Origin of the sequence: Serinicoccus chungangensis (assembly GCF_006337125.1) — a bacterium.
Taxonomy (GTDB): Bacteria; Actinomycetota; Actinomycetes; order Actinomycetales; family Dermatophilaceae; genus Ornithinicoccus; species Ornithinicoccus chungangensis.
The window spans coordinates 425193-441837 of the sequence record NZ_CP040887.1 but is presented as its reverse complement, the minus strand read 5'-3'; the positions used below and the strand labels follow the sequence as shown (position 1 = coordinate 441837).

Below are 16645 nucleotides of genomic sequence, written 5' to 3'. Positions count from 1 at the left end.
CGGGCGGTCACGCGCCCGCGTCGAGGACCATCCAACTATGCCTCACCCCGCACCTGCACCCCCTCCCCCGTCCGGGCGGCCCGGACCCCGCCGGGCAGGGGCAGCGGGCCCTGACCGCGCCAGGCCGTGACGAGGGCGTCGACGGACCGCAGGTGCTCGCCGGTGAGGTCGGTGCCGGGGCTGCCCTGCTCGAGCGCCAGCCGCCGCCACAGCCGGGTGCGGACCGCCCGCGGCAGCGCCGTGAGGGCCGGGACCGCCCAGGGCTGCTCGCCCAGGTCGAGGTATGCCGCGTCCGCCAGGGCGTCCAGCGCGTCGGCGTCGTCGCGCAGCAGGTCGGCGCTGCGCGCCAGGTTGCCGGTCAGGCCGGGACCGAGGTCGCCCTCGAGCAGGGCGAGCGCCTGCCGGGCCCGGACCCTCGCGTAGCGACGGTCCTCGTTGTGCGGGTCGCGGAAGGGCGCCAGGCCCAGCTCCGCGCAGACGTCCGAGGTCTGCTGCCGGGTGAGGGCGAGCAGGGGCCGGCCCAGCAGCCGACCCTCGCCCAGGGGCCGACGGGCGGGCATGCCGGCCAGCGACCGGGTGCCGGACCCCCGGGCGAGGCCGAGCAGGACCTGCTCGGCCTGGTCGTCACGGGTGTGGCCCAGCAGCACCGCCGCGGCGCCGAGGCGGCGCGCGGTGTCCTGCAGCGCGGCATACCTCGCGGCCCGCGCGTCCGCCTCCGGGCCGGCGCCCGAGGCGGGGACGGCCACCTGCACCACCTCGACCGGCGAGCCGCCGGGGAGCAGCGCACGGCAGCGGTCCGCGGCTCCCGGGCCGCGTCCGCCGACCCGGGCTGCAGCCCGTGGTCCACGGTGACGGCGGCGACGGCATACCCCTCGCGCGGGGCGACGAAGCCGACCGCCGCCGCCAGGGCCAGCGAGTCGGCCCCGCCGGAGCACGCGACGAGCACCAGCGCGCCGTCCGCCAGGTCGCTGCCGCCCAGCCACCGGCGCACCGCGACGCGCGCGGCCGCCAGCGCCGGGGGCGGTCCGGGCACCGGCTCAGCCGTGCACGCGGGCGACCCAGGCCTGCGGGTCGGCGATCTCGGTCGGGCGGGGCAGCGTCTCCGCCGAGGTCCACACGCGGTTGAACCCCTCGACGCCCACCTGGTCCTGGACGGCGCGGACGAAGATCGCCCCGTCCTGGTACTGCCGCATCTTGGCCTCCATGCCGAGCAGCCGGCGCAGCAGCTTGTCGACGTTGCCGGCCCCCTTGCGCCGCTGGGTGAACCTGCGGCGGATCTGCGCGACCGTGGGGATGACGCTCGGCCCGACCTCGTCCATGACGACGTCGGCGTGGCCCTCGAGCAGGGACATGACAGCGGTGACCTCGGCGAGCTTCTCCCGCTGCTCCGGGGTGGCGACGACCTGCGTGATGTCCTCCTCGCCGCGGAGGACGCCGGGCAGGGCGCCGGCGATCTCCCGGAGCCGCTGACCGAGGTCCTCCGGCTCGGGCATGATCCGGGTGCCCATGCTGCGGGCGCGCTCGACGAGGTGCTCGCGCAGCCACGGCACCGCGGTGAACTGCACCCGGTGGGTCTCCTCGTGCATGGCGACCCAGAGGCGGAAGTCCCCGGGGTCGACCTCGAGCTCGCGCTCGGCCGCGAGGATGTTGGGGGCGACGAACATCAGCGAGGGCGTGCCCTGCGGCGCGAGGTCGTACTGCCCCAGCACCTTGGTCGAGATCCAGGAGAGCAGGCCGGCGACCTCGGTCCCGGTGACCTTGGCGGAGATGGCCTGGGAGGTGGCCCCCAGGTCCGGCAGCTCCCGGCCCGAGCGCTGCGCCCGGGCGCGGTCGGCGGCGCGCTTCTTGCGCACGACCTCGTCGAGGACGGGCGCGAGCATGGCGTCCATCGAGGCGCAGTTGGCGCGGATCCATCCCGCCCGGTCGACGACGAGCGCGTCCGGGGTGCCGGGAGGGGTGGACATCCGGGCGGTGGTGGCGACCGGGTCCACGGCCCGCGCCGCGGCGGAGCGCAGGTCCGCCACCAGTTCGGTGATCTCGCGCCGGCTCGCCCTCGGTCCGGGCGGCGCCAGCCGCGCGGCGGCCGCCGCGGCGAAGTCCCAGTCCACGAGGGCGCTGCCCCGCACGTCGTCGTCGAAGGGCGCGTCGTCGGTGGTGGCGGGATGGTCACTCATGCGGTGACGGTATGCGCTCGCCCGCCCCCGCGGCGACCCGGGACGCTCAGCAGCCGCACCGGGCGAGGTCGGCGACCACCTCGTCGAGCACCGAGGCCGCCTCGATCGCGGCCGCGCCCTGGTCGATGTCGTCCGCGGTCAGGGCGTAGACCAGCAGCCGCCCGTCGCGCGTCACGACCGTGCCCGCGAGCGAGCTGACCCCGGGCAGGGTGCCGGTCTTGGCGCGGGCGTTGCCGACCGCCGGGTCGTGGACGTCGAGGTGGAACCGGGTGGCGAGGGTGCCGGTGTACCCGGCGATCGGCAGGCCGCCCGCGGCGAGCACCTCCTGGAGCCGGGGGTGGGAGCCGTCGGCCCCGGCCACGAGGACGTCGGCGACGGCGGCGACCGGGATGAGCGTGCCGTCGGACAGCCCGCTGGCGTCCGTGATGCGCACGCCGGTCATGTCCAGCCCGTAGTCCTCGACCATGGTCCGGCGGATCCAGGCGGTGACCGACTCCTGGTCGGCCGCCTCGCCGTCGGCCACCGCGGCCTGCCGGGCCAGCTGCTCGACCATGGCGTTGTCGCTGGTCGCCAGCGCCAGGGCCAGCACGTCGCGGGCCGCTGCGGACTCCACGGCGGCGAGCTCGCGGGCGTCGTCCGCCACCTGCACCTCCGCCGCGCGGGCGTCGTCGTCCCCGGCGCCCTCGACGTCGACGCCCTCCTCCGCGAGCGCCTCCCGGAACACCCTGGCCACCTGCTGCTCGGGCGCGCGGGGCGAGGGGTTGAAGGGTCGGGCGCGGTCCACCGAGCGGCCGATCTGGACGATGCGGCCGGCGTAGCCCTCGTCGAGCCAGCGGTCGATCCAGGTGGGGATGGCGTGCGGGCCCTCGACGTAGGTCAGGTCCAGGCTCACCCGCACCGGTCCCTCCGGGGCCTCACCGGACCCCTGCTCGGACCCGAGCGAGGCCGCGGTCTGCGCGGCCAGGTCGGCGATCCCGGCGTGCCCGGCGACGGCCTCGGGGTCGCCGTCCCCGTCGGCGAGCAGCATGTCCCCGCCCGCGACGAGGACCACCTCACCCGGGTCGGCGCCCGCGACCACCCGCGTCGTGAAGGTGTGGTCGCCCTCCAGTCCGGTGACGACGGCGGCCGCGGCGAGCAGTTTGGTCGTCGAGGCGGGGGTGACCAGCCGGGAGGAGTAGCGGTCGCCCAGGGGCTCACCGGTGAGGGCGTCGCGGATGGCGACGGCGCGACGGTTGGTCCCGCCCAGCCAGGTGCTGGCCAGCTCGTCGCTGATCTGACCCGACACGGCGCCGCGGTCGGGCACCGGGGCGGCGGTGACGGGCCGCAGGGGCGCTGCGGCGGGGGTGATCCGGGGGCGCACCTCGCCCGGGGACGGTGAGGCGCCCGCGGTGGTGGTCGCGCCGTCCTGCGGAGGTCCCTCGGTGGCGCCCGCCCCCTCGACCGCGGCGGCGCGCGGGTCGCCGGCACCGGGCGCGAGCGCGCCGAGGGCGACCGCGAGCGCGGTGAGCCCGGCGAGGGCATACCGTGTGCTGCGGAGGGGGGTGCTGCGCAGACCTTCCACCGACGTGCTCGACCTCCGTCGTCCGAGACCCCCGGGATGAGGGACACTGGGGGCCGAGCCTATGCCGTCCCCGAGCCAGAGAGAGCAGCAGATGCAGTTCGACGTGACGATCGAGATCCCGCAGGGCAGCCGCAACAAGTACGAGGTCGACCACGCGACCGGTCGGATCCGGCTGGACCGCATGCTCTTCACCGCGACCCGCTACCCCGCCGACTACGGCTACATCGAGGAGACGCTGGGCGAGGACGGCGACCCCCTGGACGCGCTGGTGCTCCTCGACGAGCCGACGTGGCCGGGCTGCCTGGTGCTCGTGCGGCCGATCGGCATGTTCCACATGCGCGACGAGGCCGGCGGTGACGACAAGATCATCTGCGTGCCCGCCGAGGACCCGCGCAAGATGGGCATCCAGACCCTGGACGACATCGGCACCCACACCCGGCTGGAGATCCAGCACTTCTTCGAGGTCTACAAGGACCTCGAGCCGGGGAAGTCCGTCGAGGGCGCCCACTGGGCCGGCCGCGAGGAGGCCGAGCAGTGCTACCTCGAGGCCGTGAAGCGGGCCAAGGACGAGGGCGTCTCGACCGCGCGCTGGCCCATGCCGCAGCACTGACGTCCCGGCCCGTCGCGCCCCGGGTTGGGCGCCGGGCCCCGTCGGGCGCCGTCCGCCGCCGCACCCGGCGGAACCGGAACCATCGGGCGCCCCCCGTCGTCGTAGCGGTGCACGGGGCGGACACCCGTGCCACGCGCGGTACCATGGCCCCCGCACGGGCCGACGGCCGGGCGACGACGAGGCCCGCGGGGCGACCGCGGCACACGACAGGGGATGTGGGATGACGACGGTGAACGAGACGACCGGCGAGGTCGACGAGGGCGGGCGCAAGGCGCCGTGGCTGCTCATCGGCGGGGGTGTCGTCGCCGCCGCCGCCATCGGGGGTGGCACGGCGTTCGCGCTCATGATGGGTGGTGGGGGCGACCGTCCGGACAGCGTCCTGCCCGGCGAGGTCGCGGCCTACGCCCAGGTCGACCTGGACCCCTCGGCGGGGCAGAAGGTCGCCGCGGTGCGCTTCTTCCAGGGCCTGGACTCCGAGATGGACGAGCGCCTGTCCGACGGCGAGTGGCGCGAGTGGGTCTGGGAGAAGATCGAGGAGGAGGGCGACGTCCCTGGTGACGTGTCCTTCGAGGAGGACATCGAGCCCTGGCTCGGGGACCGCGCGGGCATGGTCGTCATGGGGGCCGGCGAGGGCGAGGAGCCGGTCGTCGCCGTCGCGCTGCAGGTCAAGGACGGCGACGCCGCGATGGCCTTCCTCGACGAGCACGTCGCCGAGGACTCCGACGAGGTCGGCTACTACCTCGAGAGCGACTACGTCGTCTTCAGCGAGGCCGACACCATCGAGGCGGTCCGCTCGGCCGCCGAGGCCGGGACCCTGGCCGACAACGACGACTTCACCGCCGACATGGAGGACCTGGGTGAGCCGGGCGTCATGGCGATGTGGGCCGACCTGGCCGAGTCCGGTGACATCGACCCGGCGGCCTTCGACCCGAGCCTGGAGATGACCCAGGAGGAGCTCGGCATGGGGTCCGAGCGGCCCGAGGTCGCCGGCCGCATGGCTGCGACGGTGCGGCTCACCGCCGACGCGATCGAGCTGCACGGCATCAGCCGGGACGTCACCGGGATGGAGTCGATGCCGGCCGGCGGCAACGCCGACAGCCTCGTCACCCAGCTCCCCGCGGACACCGCCGTGGCGATGTCGCTGGAGCACGGCGACGACATGGTCCAGTCGCTGTGGGACCTCTACAGCGAGGACTACGCCGAGGAGCTGCAGCAGGCCACGGACGCCGCGGCCGAGCAGGGCTTCTCCCTCCCCGACGACCTCAAGGTGCTCCTCGGCGAGTCGATGACCCTGGCCGTGGGGCCGGGCATCGTCGACGCGGTCACGGGGATCTCGCAGACCGACCCCTCGGTCCCCGAGCTGCCCGTCGTCTACCGCGCGACGACCGACACCGCACGGGCCCAGGAGCTGCTCAACGACAACGGCATGGGCTCCGGCGTGCTCGTGGTCCGCGAGGACGACGGCACCCTCTCGCTCGGCACCGACCAGGCCTACGTCGACGCGGCCGTCGAGGGCGGCGGCGACACGCTGGGCGACAGCGAGCTCTTCACCCGGGCCGTCGCGGACGCGGGCGAGGCGCAGTCGACCTTCTTCGTCGACGTGGCGCCGTTCGAGCAGTACTACCTGCCCGAGGTCACCGACGAGAACGCCCGCACGGCGCTGGAGAAGCTCGCCGCGGTCGGCATGTCGAACGTCACCGAGGAGGGCGGAGACAGCCGCTTCACCCTGCGGATGGTCGCCGACCAGGAGTGAGCCGCAGGGTGCGGTGACCAGCAGCAGCAGGACCACCGGCCGACCCCCGGTGACGGACTCGTCGGAGCCCGTCACCGGGGGTCGCTGGTTTGGGGGGCCACGACCCCGTCGGGTATCCTCGTCGAGTTGCCCGGCGGGCGACGCGCCGCCTTAGCTCAGTCGGCCAGAGCGATTCACTCGTAATGAATAGGTCGGGGGTTCGATTCCCCCAGGCGGCTCACCGGCACCACCCACGACGCCCTCGACCCTCGGTCGGGGGCGTCGCTCGTCCGGTGGGTCCCCCCGGGCCGGGTCAGCAGGTGGTGCCGTCCTCGGGGACGGTCCCCTCGAGCAGGTAGGCGTCCACGGCGTCGTCGACGCAGTCGTTGGAGCGGCCGTACGCCGTGTGGCCGTCGCCGTCGTAGGAGAGCAGCACGCCGGAGTCCAGCGTCTCGGCGAGCCCCTCGGCCCACTCGTAGGGCGTGGCCGGGTCCCGGGTGGTGCCGATGACCAGGATGGGGTCGGCACCCTGCGCCGAGTAGTCCTCCACGGTCTCGCTCGCCTGCGCGGGCCAGTACTCGCACGCACCCTCACCGGCGAGGTAGCGGCCCCACGTCGGGGACACCTCCTCGAACTGCTGCTCGACCGCGTCCGAGTCGAGGTCCTCCCCGTCGGAGCCGGCCGGCCGGTCGAGGCAGTTCACCGCGTAGATCGCCTGCATGCCGTTGCCGTCGTAGCTGCCGTCGCTGCCCCGAGAGGCGTAGAGGTTGGCGAGGTACATGAGCAGCGTGCCGTCGCCCTGGAACGCCCGGTCGAAGGCCTGGGACAGGACCGGCCAGGCGTTCTGGTCGTACATCGCGACGATGATGCCGTACATCCCCCAGCCCTCGGTGAGCTCGCCGGCCGCGTCGTCCCCGACCGGGAGCGGCGCGGAGTCCAGCTCGTCCAGGAAGGCCGGGATCCGCGCCATGGCCGACTCGACGTCCGAACCCAGCGGACACTCCCCGCCGGCCACGCAGTCCTCGACGTAGGCGCGGGTGGCCCGCTCGAACCCCTCGGCCTGACCGAGCCCCATCTCCAGGCCGGTGAGCTCGGGGTCGATGGCGCCGTCCAGCACCAGCCGCCCCACCCGGTCCGGGAAGAGCGCGGCGTAGGTCGTGCCGAGGAAGGTGCCGTAGGACGCGCCGAAGTAGGTCAGCTCCTCGTCGCCGAGGGCCGCCCGCAGCACGTCGATGTCGCGAGCGGCCTCGACCGTCGAGACGTGCCCGATGAGGTCGGGGGCGTTGGTGCCGCAGGCCTGCGCGAAGTCCTCGACCAGCTCCTGGGACGCCTCCTCCTCGGCGGCGTCGTCCGGGGAGGGGTCCGAGGAGAGGAACTCGTCCATCTGCGCGTCGTCGAAGCAGGTGATGGGCGCCGACCGGGCGACGCCCCGCGGGTCGAAGCCCACGACGTCGTAGACCTCGCGCACCGGCGCGGAGATCGCCATACCGGCGCTCATCGCGTAGTCGACACCGGAGCCCCCCGGACCGCCCGGGTTGACCACGAGCGAGCCCTGCGCCTCACCCCCGGCCGGGCTGCGCAGCAGCGCGAGGTCGATCGTCTGCCCCTGCGGCTCGGCGTAGTCCAGCGGGACGGTGAGGGAGGCGCACTCGAAGTCGCCCTCGCACGCGCTCCACTCCAGCTCCTGGGAGTAGTAGTCCTCCAGCCCCTCCGGCGCCCCGTCGGCGACCGGGGTCGAGGTGGCTCGCGCCTCACCGCCACCGTCCTCGGCCTGCGACGAGGTCGCCCCGCCGTCCTCGGAGGACGCCGGGTCCGGCGCGTCGTCGGTGCAGGCCGACAGCAGCGCGAGCGCGCTGAGTGCGGCGACCGCCCTGGCCGTCATCGAGGTTCGCACGTGGTGTGTCCCTTCCCGTCTGGTCTCACCCCCGGGGCAAGAGCAACCCAATCATCATGGCCTCCAGGACCAGCAGCGGCGCGCCGTTGGCGACGAGGCGCCGGCGCGCGTCGCCGATCGTCTCCAGCGCCCCGAGCAGGCCCTCTGGTGTGAAGGAACGCGCGAGCCGCTCGATCTGCTCCGGCTCGCTGGCGTTGATCCGCTCCACCGACGCCCCGGTCGCCACGAGCAGGGCGTCGCGGTAGACCGAGGCGAGGTCGGTGAGCGCCGCGTCGATGCTGTCGTGCTGCTGCCGCTTGGCCTCGGCCTTGAGCCGGTCGTCCAGGCGGCGCAAGTGGGCGCGCACCGACGGCGGCTGGGTGCGGGCCGAGGCGTCCGCGCCCAGCTGCTCGAGCAGGTCGCGGCGCTGCTCCTCCGCGTGGTCCGCCGAGGTGGCCTTGGCCCCTTCGCCGGCCTCGTCGACGAGGTCCTGCGCGGCCCGGAGGGCGTCGCCCAGCGAGCCCAGCGAGAGGGGTATGCCGGTGATCTCCCGGCGGCGGGCTCGTGCGTGCTCGTCGGTCGCCAGGCGTCTGGCGATGCCGATGTGGCTCTGCGCGGCCCGCGCGGCGTAGTGCGCCATCGCCGGGTCGATGCCGTCGCGCTCGATGAGCAGGTCGGCGACCGCGCCCGCGGACGGGGTCCCGAGCCGCACGTGCCGGCAGCGCGAGCGGATGGTCACGAGGACGTCCTCCAGGGAGGGGGCGCACAGCATCCACACCGTCCGCGCCGTCGGCTCCTCCAGCGACTTGAGCAAGGTGTTGGCCGAGTAGTCGTTGAGCCGGTCGGCGTCCTCGACGACCATGACCCGCCAGCGGCCGAGGCTGGGCCGGGCCTGTGCCTCCAGCACCAGCTCGCGCGCCTCGTCGACCTTGATGAAGGTCTGCTCCGTGTCGACGATGCGCACGTCCGGGTGGCTGCCGGCCATGACCATCCGGCACGGCTGGCACCGGCCGCACCCCACCTGCTCCGGCCCGCCCGCCTGCTGCTCGCACTGGAGCGCTGCGGCGAAGGTGCGGGCGGCGACCGAGCGACCCGACCCAGGGGGGCCGGTGAAGAGCCAGGCGTGGGTCATGGACGCCGGGTCCCCGGAGGCCCGGCGCAGCGTCTGCACCACCCGCGGCTGGCCGACGAGCTGGCCGAAGACGCTCATCGCGCCCCCGTCAGCAACGGGGCCAGGCGCTCGCGCACCTGCTCGGCCAGCCGGCCGGCGTCCGCGCTCGCGTCGAGCACGAGGTAGCGCTCGGGCGCGCGGGCCGCGAGGTCGAGGAAGCCGTGACGCACCCGGTCGTGGAAGTCGTCGGTCTCGCGCTCCAGCCGGTCGTGGACCCGGCCGCGCCGCGCCCGTCCCTGCTCGGCGCTCACGTCGAGCAGGACGGTGAGGTCCGGCAGCAGGCCTCCGGTCGCCCAGAGCGAGAGCTCGCGCACCTCGTCGTGGCCCAGGGCCCTGGCCGCCCCCTGGTAGGCGACCGAGGAGTCGAGGTAGCGGTCGGTGATGACGACCTCGCCGCGCTCCAGGGCCGGCCGGACGACGGTCGCCACGTGGTGGGCCCGGTCGGCCGCGAAGATGAGCGCCTCGGCGCGCGGCGACACCGACCCGTCCTCACCGTGCAGCACCAGCTCGCGCAGGGTGCGCCCCAGCGCGGTGCCACCGGGCTCCCGGGTGTGGCGCACGGCATACCCCTGCCCCTGCAGCCACTCCCCCAGACGGGCGGACTGCGTCGACTTCCCGGCCCCGTCGCCCCCCTCGACGGCGATGAACAGACCCCGCCCACGACCGCGTCCGGTCGCGGCGGGCGGGGTCGGCTGGGTCACGTGGGCAGCCTACGGGACGGGGATGACGGGCCCGCCGCCGTCCACAGCGGCCACCCCCGACCCCGGGCGGGCGCCGGCGGTCCGGCCGCCGGCGCCTGCCCGGCTCACCCGCGGGCGGCGTTGGCGACGACCGCGTCGTGGACGTACTGCGCCAGCCCCGCCGCGATGTCCTCGTAGGTCGCGGTGAACCGGGGGTCGGTGACGTACATCTGCGCGATCGCGGCGTGCATCTGCGGCGGGCAGTCGTAGAACCAGCGGCAGATCTGCTGGCGGGCCTCCTCGGCGAGCGCCGTGCCGACCTCGGAGCCGGGAGCCTCACCGGCCTGCATCGCCGCCACGAAGCGGGCGTTGAGGTCGTCCTGCTCGTCCTTGACCTGCTGCCACTGCTCGACGGAGTAGCCCTGGGTGCGTCGGGCCGACTCCGCCCACGCGTCCGTGTCACCCCACCGCTGCTGCGCCTCGACGGCGTAGTCGTCGTCGAAGCCGTCGCCGAAGATCTGCCGGAGCTCGGCACTGCTCACCTGGTTGCCACTCATCTCGTCCTCCAGTGCTGCGTCGATCAACCGGGTCAGCTCCTTCAGCTGCCCGATGCGGTCCGTGACGCTCGCCCGCTGCCGCCGCAGGTGCGCCACGACGTCGGCGTCCTGCTGCAGCAGCTCGGCGATCTCCTCCAGGCCGAAGCCCAGCCTGCGGTAGACGACGACGTGCTGGAGCCGGGAGAGGTCGGCCGCGGTGTAGAGCCGGTAGCCGGCGTGGCTCCGATCACCCGGCACCACCAGACCGATCTCGTCGTAGTGGTGCAGCGTGCGGATGCTCACGCCGACCTCGGCGGCCACCTGGCCGACCGTCCACGTCTCCTGCGCCGTCATCTGCGTCACGTGCCCCAGCGTGCAGCCTCACCGAGCGTGAGGGTCAAGCCTCGCCGGTGGGGCCCTCGTCCGTGGCGGTCATGGTGCCGCGCCCGCGCAGCGACTCGAAGATGAGGCTGGTCTCGGCGTGGAGGACACCGGGGCGGTTGGTGAGGTGGTCGAGGACGAAGTCGCGCAGCGCGTCGGCGCTCGGGACTGCCACGTGGACGTAGTAGTCGATGGCCCCGGAGACGTGGAAGGCCCCCAGCACCCCCGGCAGCTGCGGCACCTCGCGGGTGAACTCCTCGAAGTTCGCGCGCCGGTGCCCGCCGAAGCGGATGGCGATCATGGCCTCGACCGGTCTGCCCACCGCCACCGGGTCGATGTCGGCATGGATGCCCCGCACGACGCCGCGCTCGCGCAGCGACCGCACCCGGACCAGGCAGGTGGACTCGGCGACGCCGACCTCGCGGGCCAGCATCGCGTTGGACATCCGCCCGTCCAGCTCGAGCAGGCGCACGAGCGCCTGGTCGGTGTCGTCGAGCGGCTTGTCGTCACGAGGATTCTTCGGCACGAGGTCAGGGTATGCCGTCCGCCGCGCAGACCGCGGCAGCCCGACCGGGCGGGGGCTCGGTCGGGCTGCCGGTCCGGTCGTCCCTACTCGAGGGTCCGCAGCTCCTCCAGGACGGCGTCGGCCACGGCTCCGTCGCCACCGAGGACGCTGATGAGGGCCGGCTGGAGGCGCTCGAGGGTCGTCCAGGTGGACGGCGGGACGGAGTCGTGACGGACGAGGAGCAGGGGCGCGTCCACGGTGCCCGCGGCCGCCGCCCCGGCCAGCGCGTCCGGCCAGTTCTGACCGGAGGCGACCAGGACCTGGGCGCGGGTGTCGTCCGCCTCGGCCAGCAGCGCGGCCGTGGCGTACCGGTCCTTCCCGGCCACCCGCGTGACCTCGCCCCACTCCTCCAGCGCGGCCTCGACCTCGTCGTCGACGACGCCCTCGCCGCCGAGCAGCACGATCTGCTCCACGTCGAGGTCGTCGAGCGCCGCCGCCGTGGCGGCCGGCACGGCGTCGGGCCGCACGAGCAGCACCGGCGCGTCCGAGCGGCCGGCGCGGGCCGCACCGGCCAGCGCGTCCGGGTAGTCCCGACCGGTGGCGACGTAGGCCGTCTCCGCCGTGCCGACCTCGGCCGCGATGAGCGCTGCCGTGCCGTAGCGGTCCTTCCCGGCCAGTCGCCTCGCGTCCACCCGGGCGGACTCCTCGATCGCCTCGACGACGTCGTCCTCGATCGCGCCGTCGCCGCCGAGGACGACGACCTCCTGAGGGTCGAGCCGCTCCAGCTCCCCGGCGGTCGCCGCCGGGAGCCGGTCGGCCTTGGTGAGGAGCACGGGTGCGCCGATGCTGCCGGCCCGTGCGGCCGCGGCCAGGGCGTCCGGGTAGTCGGCACCGGTGGCGACGAAGACCGCCTCCACGCCCGGGTCGAAGGTCCGGGACAGCAAGACGGCGGTGCCGTAGCGGTCCTCCCCCGCGATCCGCGCGACCTCGGGACCGACCTGCCCGGGCGGCGTGCCGCAGTCCTCGTGGAGCAGGGCGAAGTCCTGCTCCACGACCTCACCTCGCCGGGGGCTGACCGTCGCGCTGTCGGCGAGGTGTGCCGTCGCGGAGGCGAGCAGCTCCAGGTCCCCGACGCGCGTGTCGATCCACCGGGCGTAGCGACCGTCCGTGTCGGTCACCATCCGCCAGCGCGGCTGGTCGGGCCGCTCGGGGGTCGCGTCCACGACGGCCCCGCCGAGCGGGTCCGTGGCGCCCTCGCAGTCCTCACCCTCGACGAGACCCGCCAGCTTGCCCCAGGTCGCCGGCGGCTGGACCGTCATGGTCACCTCCGTGGTGGGGTCGGTGCCGGCCACGCCACCGGTGGCGCGGACGCCCGCGGTGTAGACGCCGGGCTGGGCCACGTCGCCGTCGGTCGTCACCTGGACGGTCGCCGACTCCCCCGGCTCGAGCGTCAGCTCGGTCCGCGAGAGCGAGAGCCAGGGCACGTCCGCACCGGCGTCGGAGCACTCGTCGAGCCCGGGCAGGAGCTCGACCACGTCGGAGGCGACCCCACCGTCGGTCCCCCCCACCGTGACGAAGCCGCAGGCCCCCGCTCCGCGGTAGCGGGCCACGTTGGCGTTCGGCAGGTCGACCCACGTGTCGGTCCCCGGGTCGTAGCCGAAGGTCTCGTTGGACAGGTCGCCCTGCTGCACCCCGCCGCTGACCACCAGCCGGCCGCCGGCCGCCGCGTAGGCCGCCGCCCAGTGGTCGCTGGGGGCGTCCGCGACCGGTGACCAGGTGTCGGTCACCGGGTCGTAGGCGTAGGTGGCCGCCGAGCTGGAGCCCGAGTCGGGGTCGACACCACCGGAGCAGTAGAGCTGACCCTCGGCGCCACCGCAGGAGGCGAAGGCGATCCCCTCCGGGTAGTCCGCCACCTGCTCCCAGGAGTCGGAGGCCGGGTCGTACGCGGTGACGGCGGGTGAGGCCGGCGCGCAGTCACCGGTGGTGCACCCGCCGACGGTGTAGAACAACCCGTCCACGACACCCTGCCCGGCGGCCGAGACCGCGGACGGGTTGTCCGCGACCTGGGTCCAGGCATCGGCGCCGACGTCGTAGACGAAGGTGGCACCGGTCGTCGTGCCGGTGTCGTCCCACCCGCCGGACACCACGATCTGGCCGCCCACCACGGCAGCGGCGGGGGCGTTGACCGTCATCGGCAGGGGCGCGACCTCGGTCCACTCCATCGTGGCGTTGTCGTAGCGGTGGACCGCGTCCGTCGGTACGGCGCCGTCGCTGCCACCCACGACGTACCACTGGCCCTCGAGGGCCACGACCCGGCTGTCCATCGTGCCGGTCGGGTAGGGCGTGAGCTCGGTCCACGGCTCCTCCTGCGGGGCACGGGAGGACGGGGTGTCCTCACCCGTCCCGGGCGCCGCGGTGAAGGAGGGCGTGACGTCGAGGGTGCGCAGCGGCGCCCCGTCGGCGGCGAGGGCGTCGGCGGCGGAGAACCGGGAGCCGTCGGCACGCAGGATGCTCATGTCACCGGCCACCTCCCGCAGCTCCACCTCGGCCGTGACGGTGCCCTCGTTGCTCACCGTGAGGTCGCGGGTCTCGGACTCGCCGAGCACCACGTCGGTCTCGATCGACCCCGGGTCCACCGTGAGCACGCCGCCCTCCAGCTCGAAGTCGGCGCGGACCGCGCCCTCGTCGGGGACGCTCACGTCCTGCGTCGCCGGGCTGTAGGTGCGGGCGGTCGCCTCGAACGGGTGCTCCCCGGCCGACGAGCTGAACAGCCAGTAGAAGCCGTCGTCCTGCCCCTCGTCCGTCGGCGTGTCCTTGCTCGTGCCGGCGTCGCCGGAGTCCAGGTCGGTCACCGTCGCGCCGCTGATCGGCTCGCCGTCGACGGCGGAGGAGACCGTGCCGACGACATACCCGCCCTCACCGACCGGGTCGCACGACAGGCTGCCGAGCAGCACGTCGTCCACCTGCCACCAGAGCGTCCAGCTGGCGTCGTAGAAGTGCCAGCGCACCTGCACCTGGCTCTGCCCGGCCGCCATCGGCAGCGGGACGGTGTCCCTGACCTCGATCTGCTCACCGGTGTACGTCTTCACGGTGGTCCAGGTGTCACCGCCGTCGATGCTCACGTCCAGGTCGGCGGTGTCACCGAGCTCGACGTAGAAGTGGTCGAAGGCGACGACGGGGGTGGTCTGCCCCGTGAGGTCCACGACCGGGGAGACCAGCGAGGTGTCCTGGCTGCCGCCCGGGCCGTAGAAGTCGCTGTTGACGTCGGCGAAGCCACCCTCGCCGCCGGTGAGGTTGCCGATCCCGCCCGGGTCGTCGAAGGTCCACACCTGGCCCTCGCCGAGGTTGTCCTCGACGGCCCACCCGGTCGGCAGCTCGAGGGCGTCGAAGGACTCGGTCAGGCCGGTGGAGCTGGCGGCGTACCCGTTCGCGACGCAGGTGAGGACGTCCACCAGCATGCTCACGTCGAGCGTCTGGTCCCCCGCGAGCGACACCTCCTCGGTGACGACCGTGTAGCCGGGGTACTGCGCCTCGACCCGCACCGCGACCGGGGTCCCCAGCGGGACGTCGAGGGCGTAGCTCCCGTCGAGCGGGTCGGTGAACGTCGTCAGCGTCGCGCCCCCGACGGAGACCTTGGCGTAGAGGGGGTAGCCCTGGCCGGAGCCGTCGGTGACGGTCCCGCTGAGGGTGCCGGTGGGCGCCCGGTCGAGAGCGAAGTCCTGCACCACCGTGCCGTCCACGGGCACGGTGACCTCGGCGGTGCCGGCGACCCAGCCGAAGCTGGAGGCGGTGACGGCGTAGTCACCGGCGCTCACCAGGGCGCGGTACCTGCCCTCGGCGTCGGTCGTGAGCTCACGCTCCAGCGGGCCCTCCAGGCTCACCTGCGCACGGCTCAGCGGGTCGCCGGAGGCGGCGTCGGTCACGGTGCCCTCGACGAACCCGGTGTCCCCGCGGGGGGCTGCCGCCACCAGCGCGAGGGCGTCCAGGCGTCCTTCGCCGAAGACGTTGTTGTCGTCGTCGGTGCCACCGCACTGGTCGTCCGGGCTGTCGACGGCGGTGCCGTCCAGCAGCTCCTTGGTCGCCTCGAGGTCGCCGACGAGCAGCGGAGCGCTCGACCACAGCAGGGCGATCGACCCCGCCACGTGCGGCGAGGCCATCGAGGTGCCGGTGAACGCGGCGTAGTCGTTGCCGGGGACCGAGGAGCGCACGGCGGTGCCGGGCGCCGACACGTCGGGCTTGGTCACCCCGTCCTGGCCCGCGCCGCGGCTGGAGCTGTCGTTGATCTGGTGCCCGGCGTCGTAGTTGCCGACCGAGTAGTTGACGGCCAGGCTGCCCGGCGACCCGGAGGTCTCGCAGCCCGGGCCGATGTTGCCGTTGGCCCAGACCCCGAACTGGCCGGCCGCGGCCCAGGCGAGCGAGACGTCCTCCATGAAGGGGTCGTTGGACGGTATGCCGGAGCCCCACGAGTTGTTGATGACGTGCGGCCGCTGGGCGGGGTCCGGGTCGCTGCCGTCGACCCGGGTCGGTGCGAGCATCCACTCCCCGCTCGTGATGAGCGCCTCGTCGGAGGGGCAGCAGCCGTTGGCCGCGATCCACCGTGCGCCCGGGGCGACGCCGACCTGGTTGTCGCCGCCGTCGTCGCCGACCATGGTGCCGGTGACGTGGGTGCCGTGGGCGTCGACGTCGACCGGCTCCTCGGGGGACACCCCGGCCGCGTCGAACCAGTTGTAGTCGTGGTCGAAGGTGCCGTCCCCGTTGGTGCCGCGGTACTGCTGCACGAGCGCGGGGTGGTCGTACTGCACACCGGTGTCGATGGTGGCGACGACGATGCCCTCGCCGGTGACGCCGTACTCGCTCCACACGTCGTCCGCGTTGATGTCGGCGATCCCCCACTCGACCGCCGCCGGGCCGACCGCCGACGTCTCCACCGGGGTCACCTCGGGCACGTCGTAGGCGCGGGTCGGGTAGACCCCCTCGACCTCCGCACGCCCCGCCAGGGCCAGCGCGAGGTCCTCCGAGCCGGCCGTCACGTGCACCGCGTTGGTGATCCAGTGGGCCTCGTAGGTCGCCCCCTCGGCGTCCAGCTTGGCCCGGACGCCCGCCTGGCTGGCCGTCGCGGTGCTGGTCAGCGCGTCATACACCCCCTGACCACGGGCGGCCCAGTCCTGCACCCCCTCGAACTGCGTCAGGTCGGGGCGTTCCTCCAGGCGCACCCAGAAGTCGACCCGCTCCTGCGTCTCGAACTCCTCCCGCACCGCCTGCTCGATCTTGCCCTCGGCGTCCGGCGCCGGGGCCGCGAGCGCGGGGCCCGTGGCCACCACCCCGGCCAGCACCACCCCCAGCCCGCTCAGCCCTGCCACTGCCCTGCGCCATACCCCTGCCTGAACCATGTCGGCCTCCCAGCACGTCCTGCCATGATCGG

The 16645-nt window shown here is 74.3% G+C and carries 10 protein-coding genes, 1 tRNA gene and 1 pseudogene; 3 read left to right on the top strand and 9 right to left on the bottom strand.

The genetic code is table 11. The features are described 5' to 3' along the window. Nucleotides 1–35 precede the first annotated feature (35 nt). From tilS to FHD63_RS01980, 3 genes and pseudogenes are all read right to left on the bottom strand, one after another. Nucleotides 36–1033 (bottom strand): annotated as a pseudogene (tilS, locus tag FHD63_RS01990) (tRNA lysidine(34) synthetase TilS). 4 nt (nucleotides 1034–1037) lie between these two features. Continuing rightward, a complete protein-coding gene (locus FHD63_RS01985) occupies nucleotides 1038–2174 on the bottom strand; it encodes a zinc-dependent metalloprotease (protein WP_139719695.1) in 1137 nt (378 codons plus the stop codon). 46 nt (nucleotides 2175–2220) lie between these two features. Further along, nucleotides 2221–3735 (bottom strand): D-alanyl-D-alanine carboxypeptidase/D-alanyl-D-alanine-endopeptidase, encoded by a 1515-nt coding sequence (locus tag FHD63_RS01980; RefSeq protein WP_139719694.1) that lies wholly within the window; start codon nucleotides 3733–3735, stop codon nucleotides 2221–2223. A 91-nt stretch (nucleotides 3736–3826) separates the two neighbouring features. Here FHD63_RS01980 and FHD63_RS01975 point away from each other — a divergent pair, with 91 nt between their 5' ends. The 3 genes from FHD63_RS01975 to FHD63_RS01965 all read left to right on the top strand — a co-directional run bounded on the left by FHD63_RS01975 (nucleotide 3827) and on the right by FHD63_RS01965 (nucleotide 6316). After that, entirely contained in the window at nucleotides 3827–4345 is a 519-nt protein-coding gene (locus FHD63_RS01975; protein ID WP_139722925.1) for an inorganic diphosphatase, read from the top strand. A 220-nt stretch (nucleotides 4346–4565) separates the two neighbouring features. Further along, nucleotides 4566–6098, top strand: a complete 1533-nt coding sequence (locus FHD63_RS01970; RefSeq protein WP_139719692.1) for a hypothetical protein — start codon at nucleotides 4566–4568, stop codon at nucleotides 6096–6098. A 144-nt stretch (nucleotides 6099–6242) separates the two neighbouring features. After that, nucleotides 6243–6316: transfer RNA gene (locus FHD63_RS01965), tRNA-Thr, on the top strand. Between the two features lie 74 nt (nucleotides 6317–6390). Here FHD63_RS01965 and FHD63_RS01960 read toward each other — a convergent pair. The 6 genes from FHD63_RS01960 to FHD63_RS01935 all read right to left on the bottom strand — a co-directional run bounded on the left by FHD63_RS01960 (nucleotide 6391) and on the right by FHD63_RS01935 (nucleotide 16583). Continuing rightward, entirely contained in the window at nucleotides 6391–7959 is a 1569-nt protein-coding gene (locus FHD63_RS01960; RefSeq protein ID WP_139719690.1) for an alpha/beta hydrolase, read from the bottom strand. Between the two features lie 37 nt (nucleotides 7960–7996). Beyond that, the gene (locus FHD63_RS01955; RefSeq protein WP_139719688.1) at nucleotides 7997–9160 is read right to left on the bottom strand and encodes a DNA polymerase III subunit delta'; all 1164 of its coding nucleotides are present in this window, start codon (nucleotides 9158–9160) and stop codon (nucleotides 7997–7999) included. Beyond that, entirely contained in the window at nucleotides 9157–9822 is a 666-nt protein-coding gene (gene tmk / locus FHD63_RS01950) for a dTMP kinase (RefSeq protein ID WP_139719686.1), read from the bottom strand. Before tmk ends, FHD63_RS01955 begins: the two co-directional genes overlap by 4 nt. 104 nt (nucleotides 9823–9926) lie before the next feature. Continuing rightward, entirely contained in the window at nucleotides 9927–10691 is a 765-nt protein-coding gene (locus FHD63_RS01945) for a MerR family transcriptional regulator (protein ID WP_139722924.1), read from the bottom strand. A gap of 43 nt (nucleotides 10692–10734) precedes the next feature. Then, complete coding sequence (locus FHD63_RS01940) at nucleotides 10735–11244, bottom strand: Lrp/AsnC family transcriptional regulator (RefSeq protein WP_139719684.1); 510 nt, start codon at nucleotides 11242–11244, stop codon at nucleotides 10735–10737. Between the two features lie 83 nt (nucleotides 11245–11327). Then, nucleotides 11328–16583 (bottom strand): cell wall-binding repeat-containing protein, encoded by a 5256-nt coding sequence (locus tag FHD63_RS01935; RefSeq protein ID WP_238705728.1) that lies wholly within the window; start codon nucleotides 16581–16583, stop codon nucleotides 11328–11330. Nucleotides 16584–16645 lie beyond the last annotated feature (62 nt).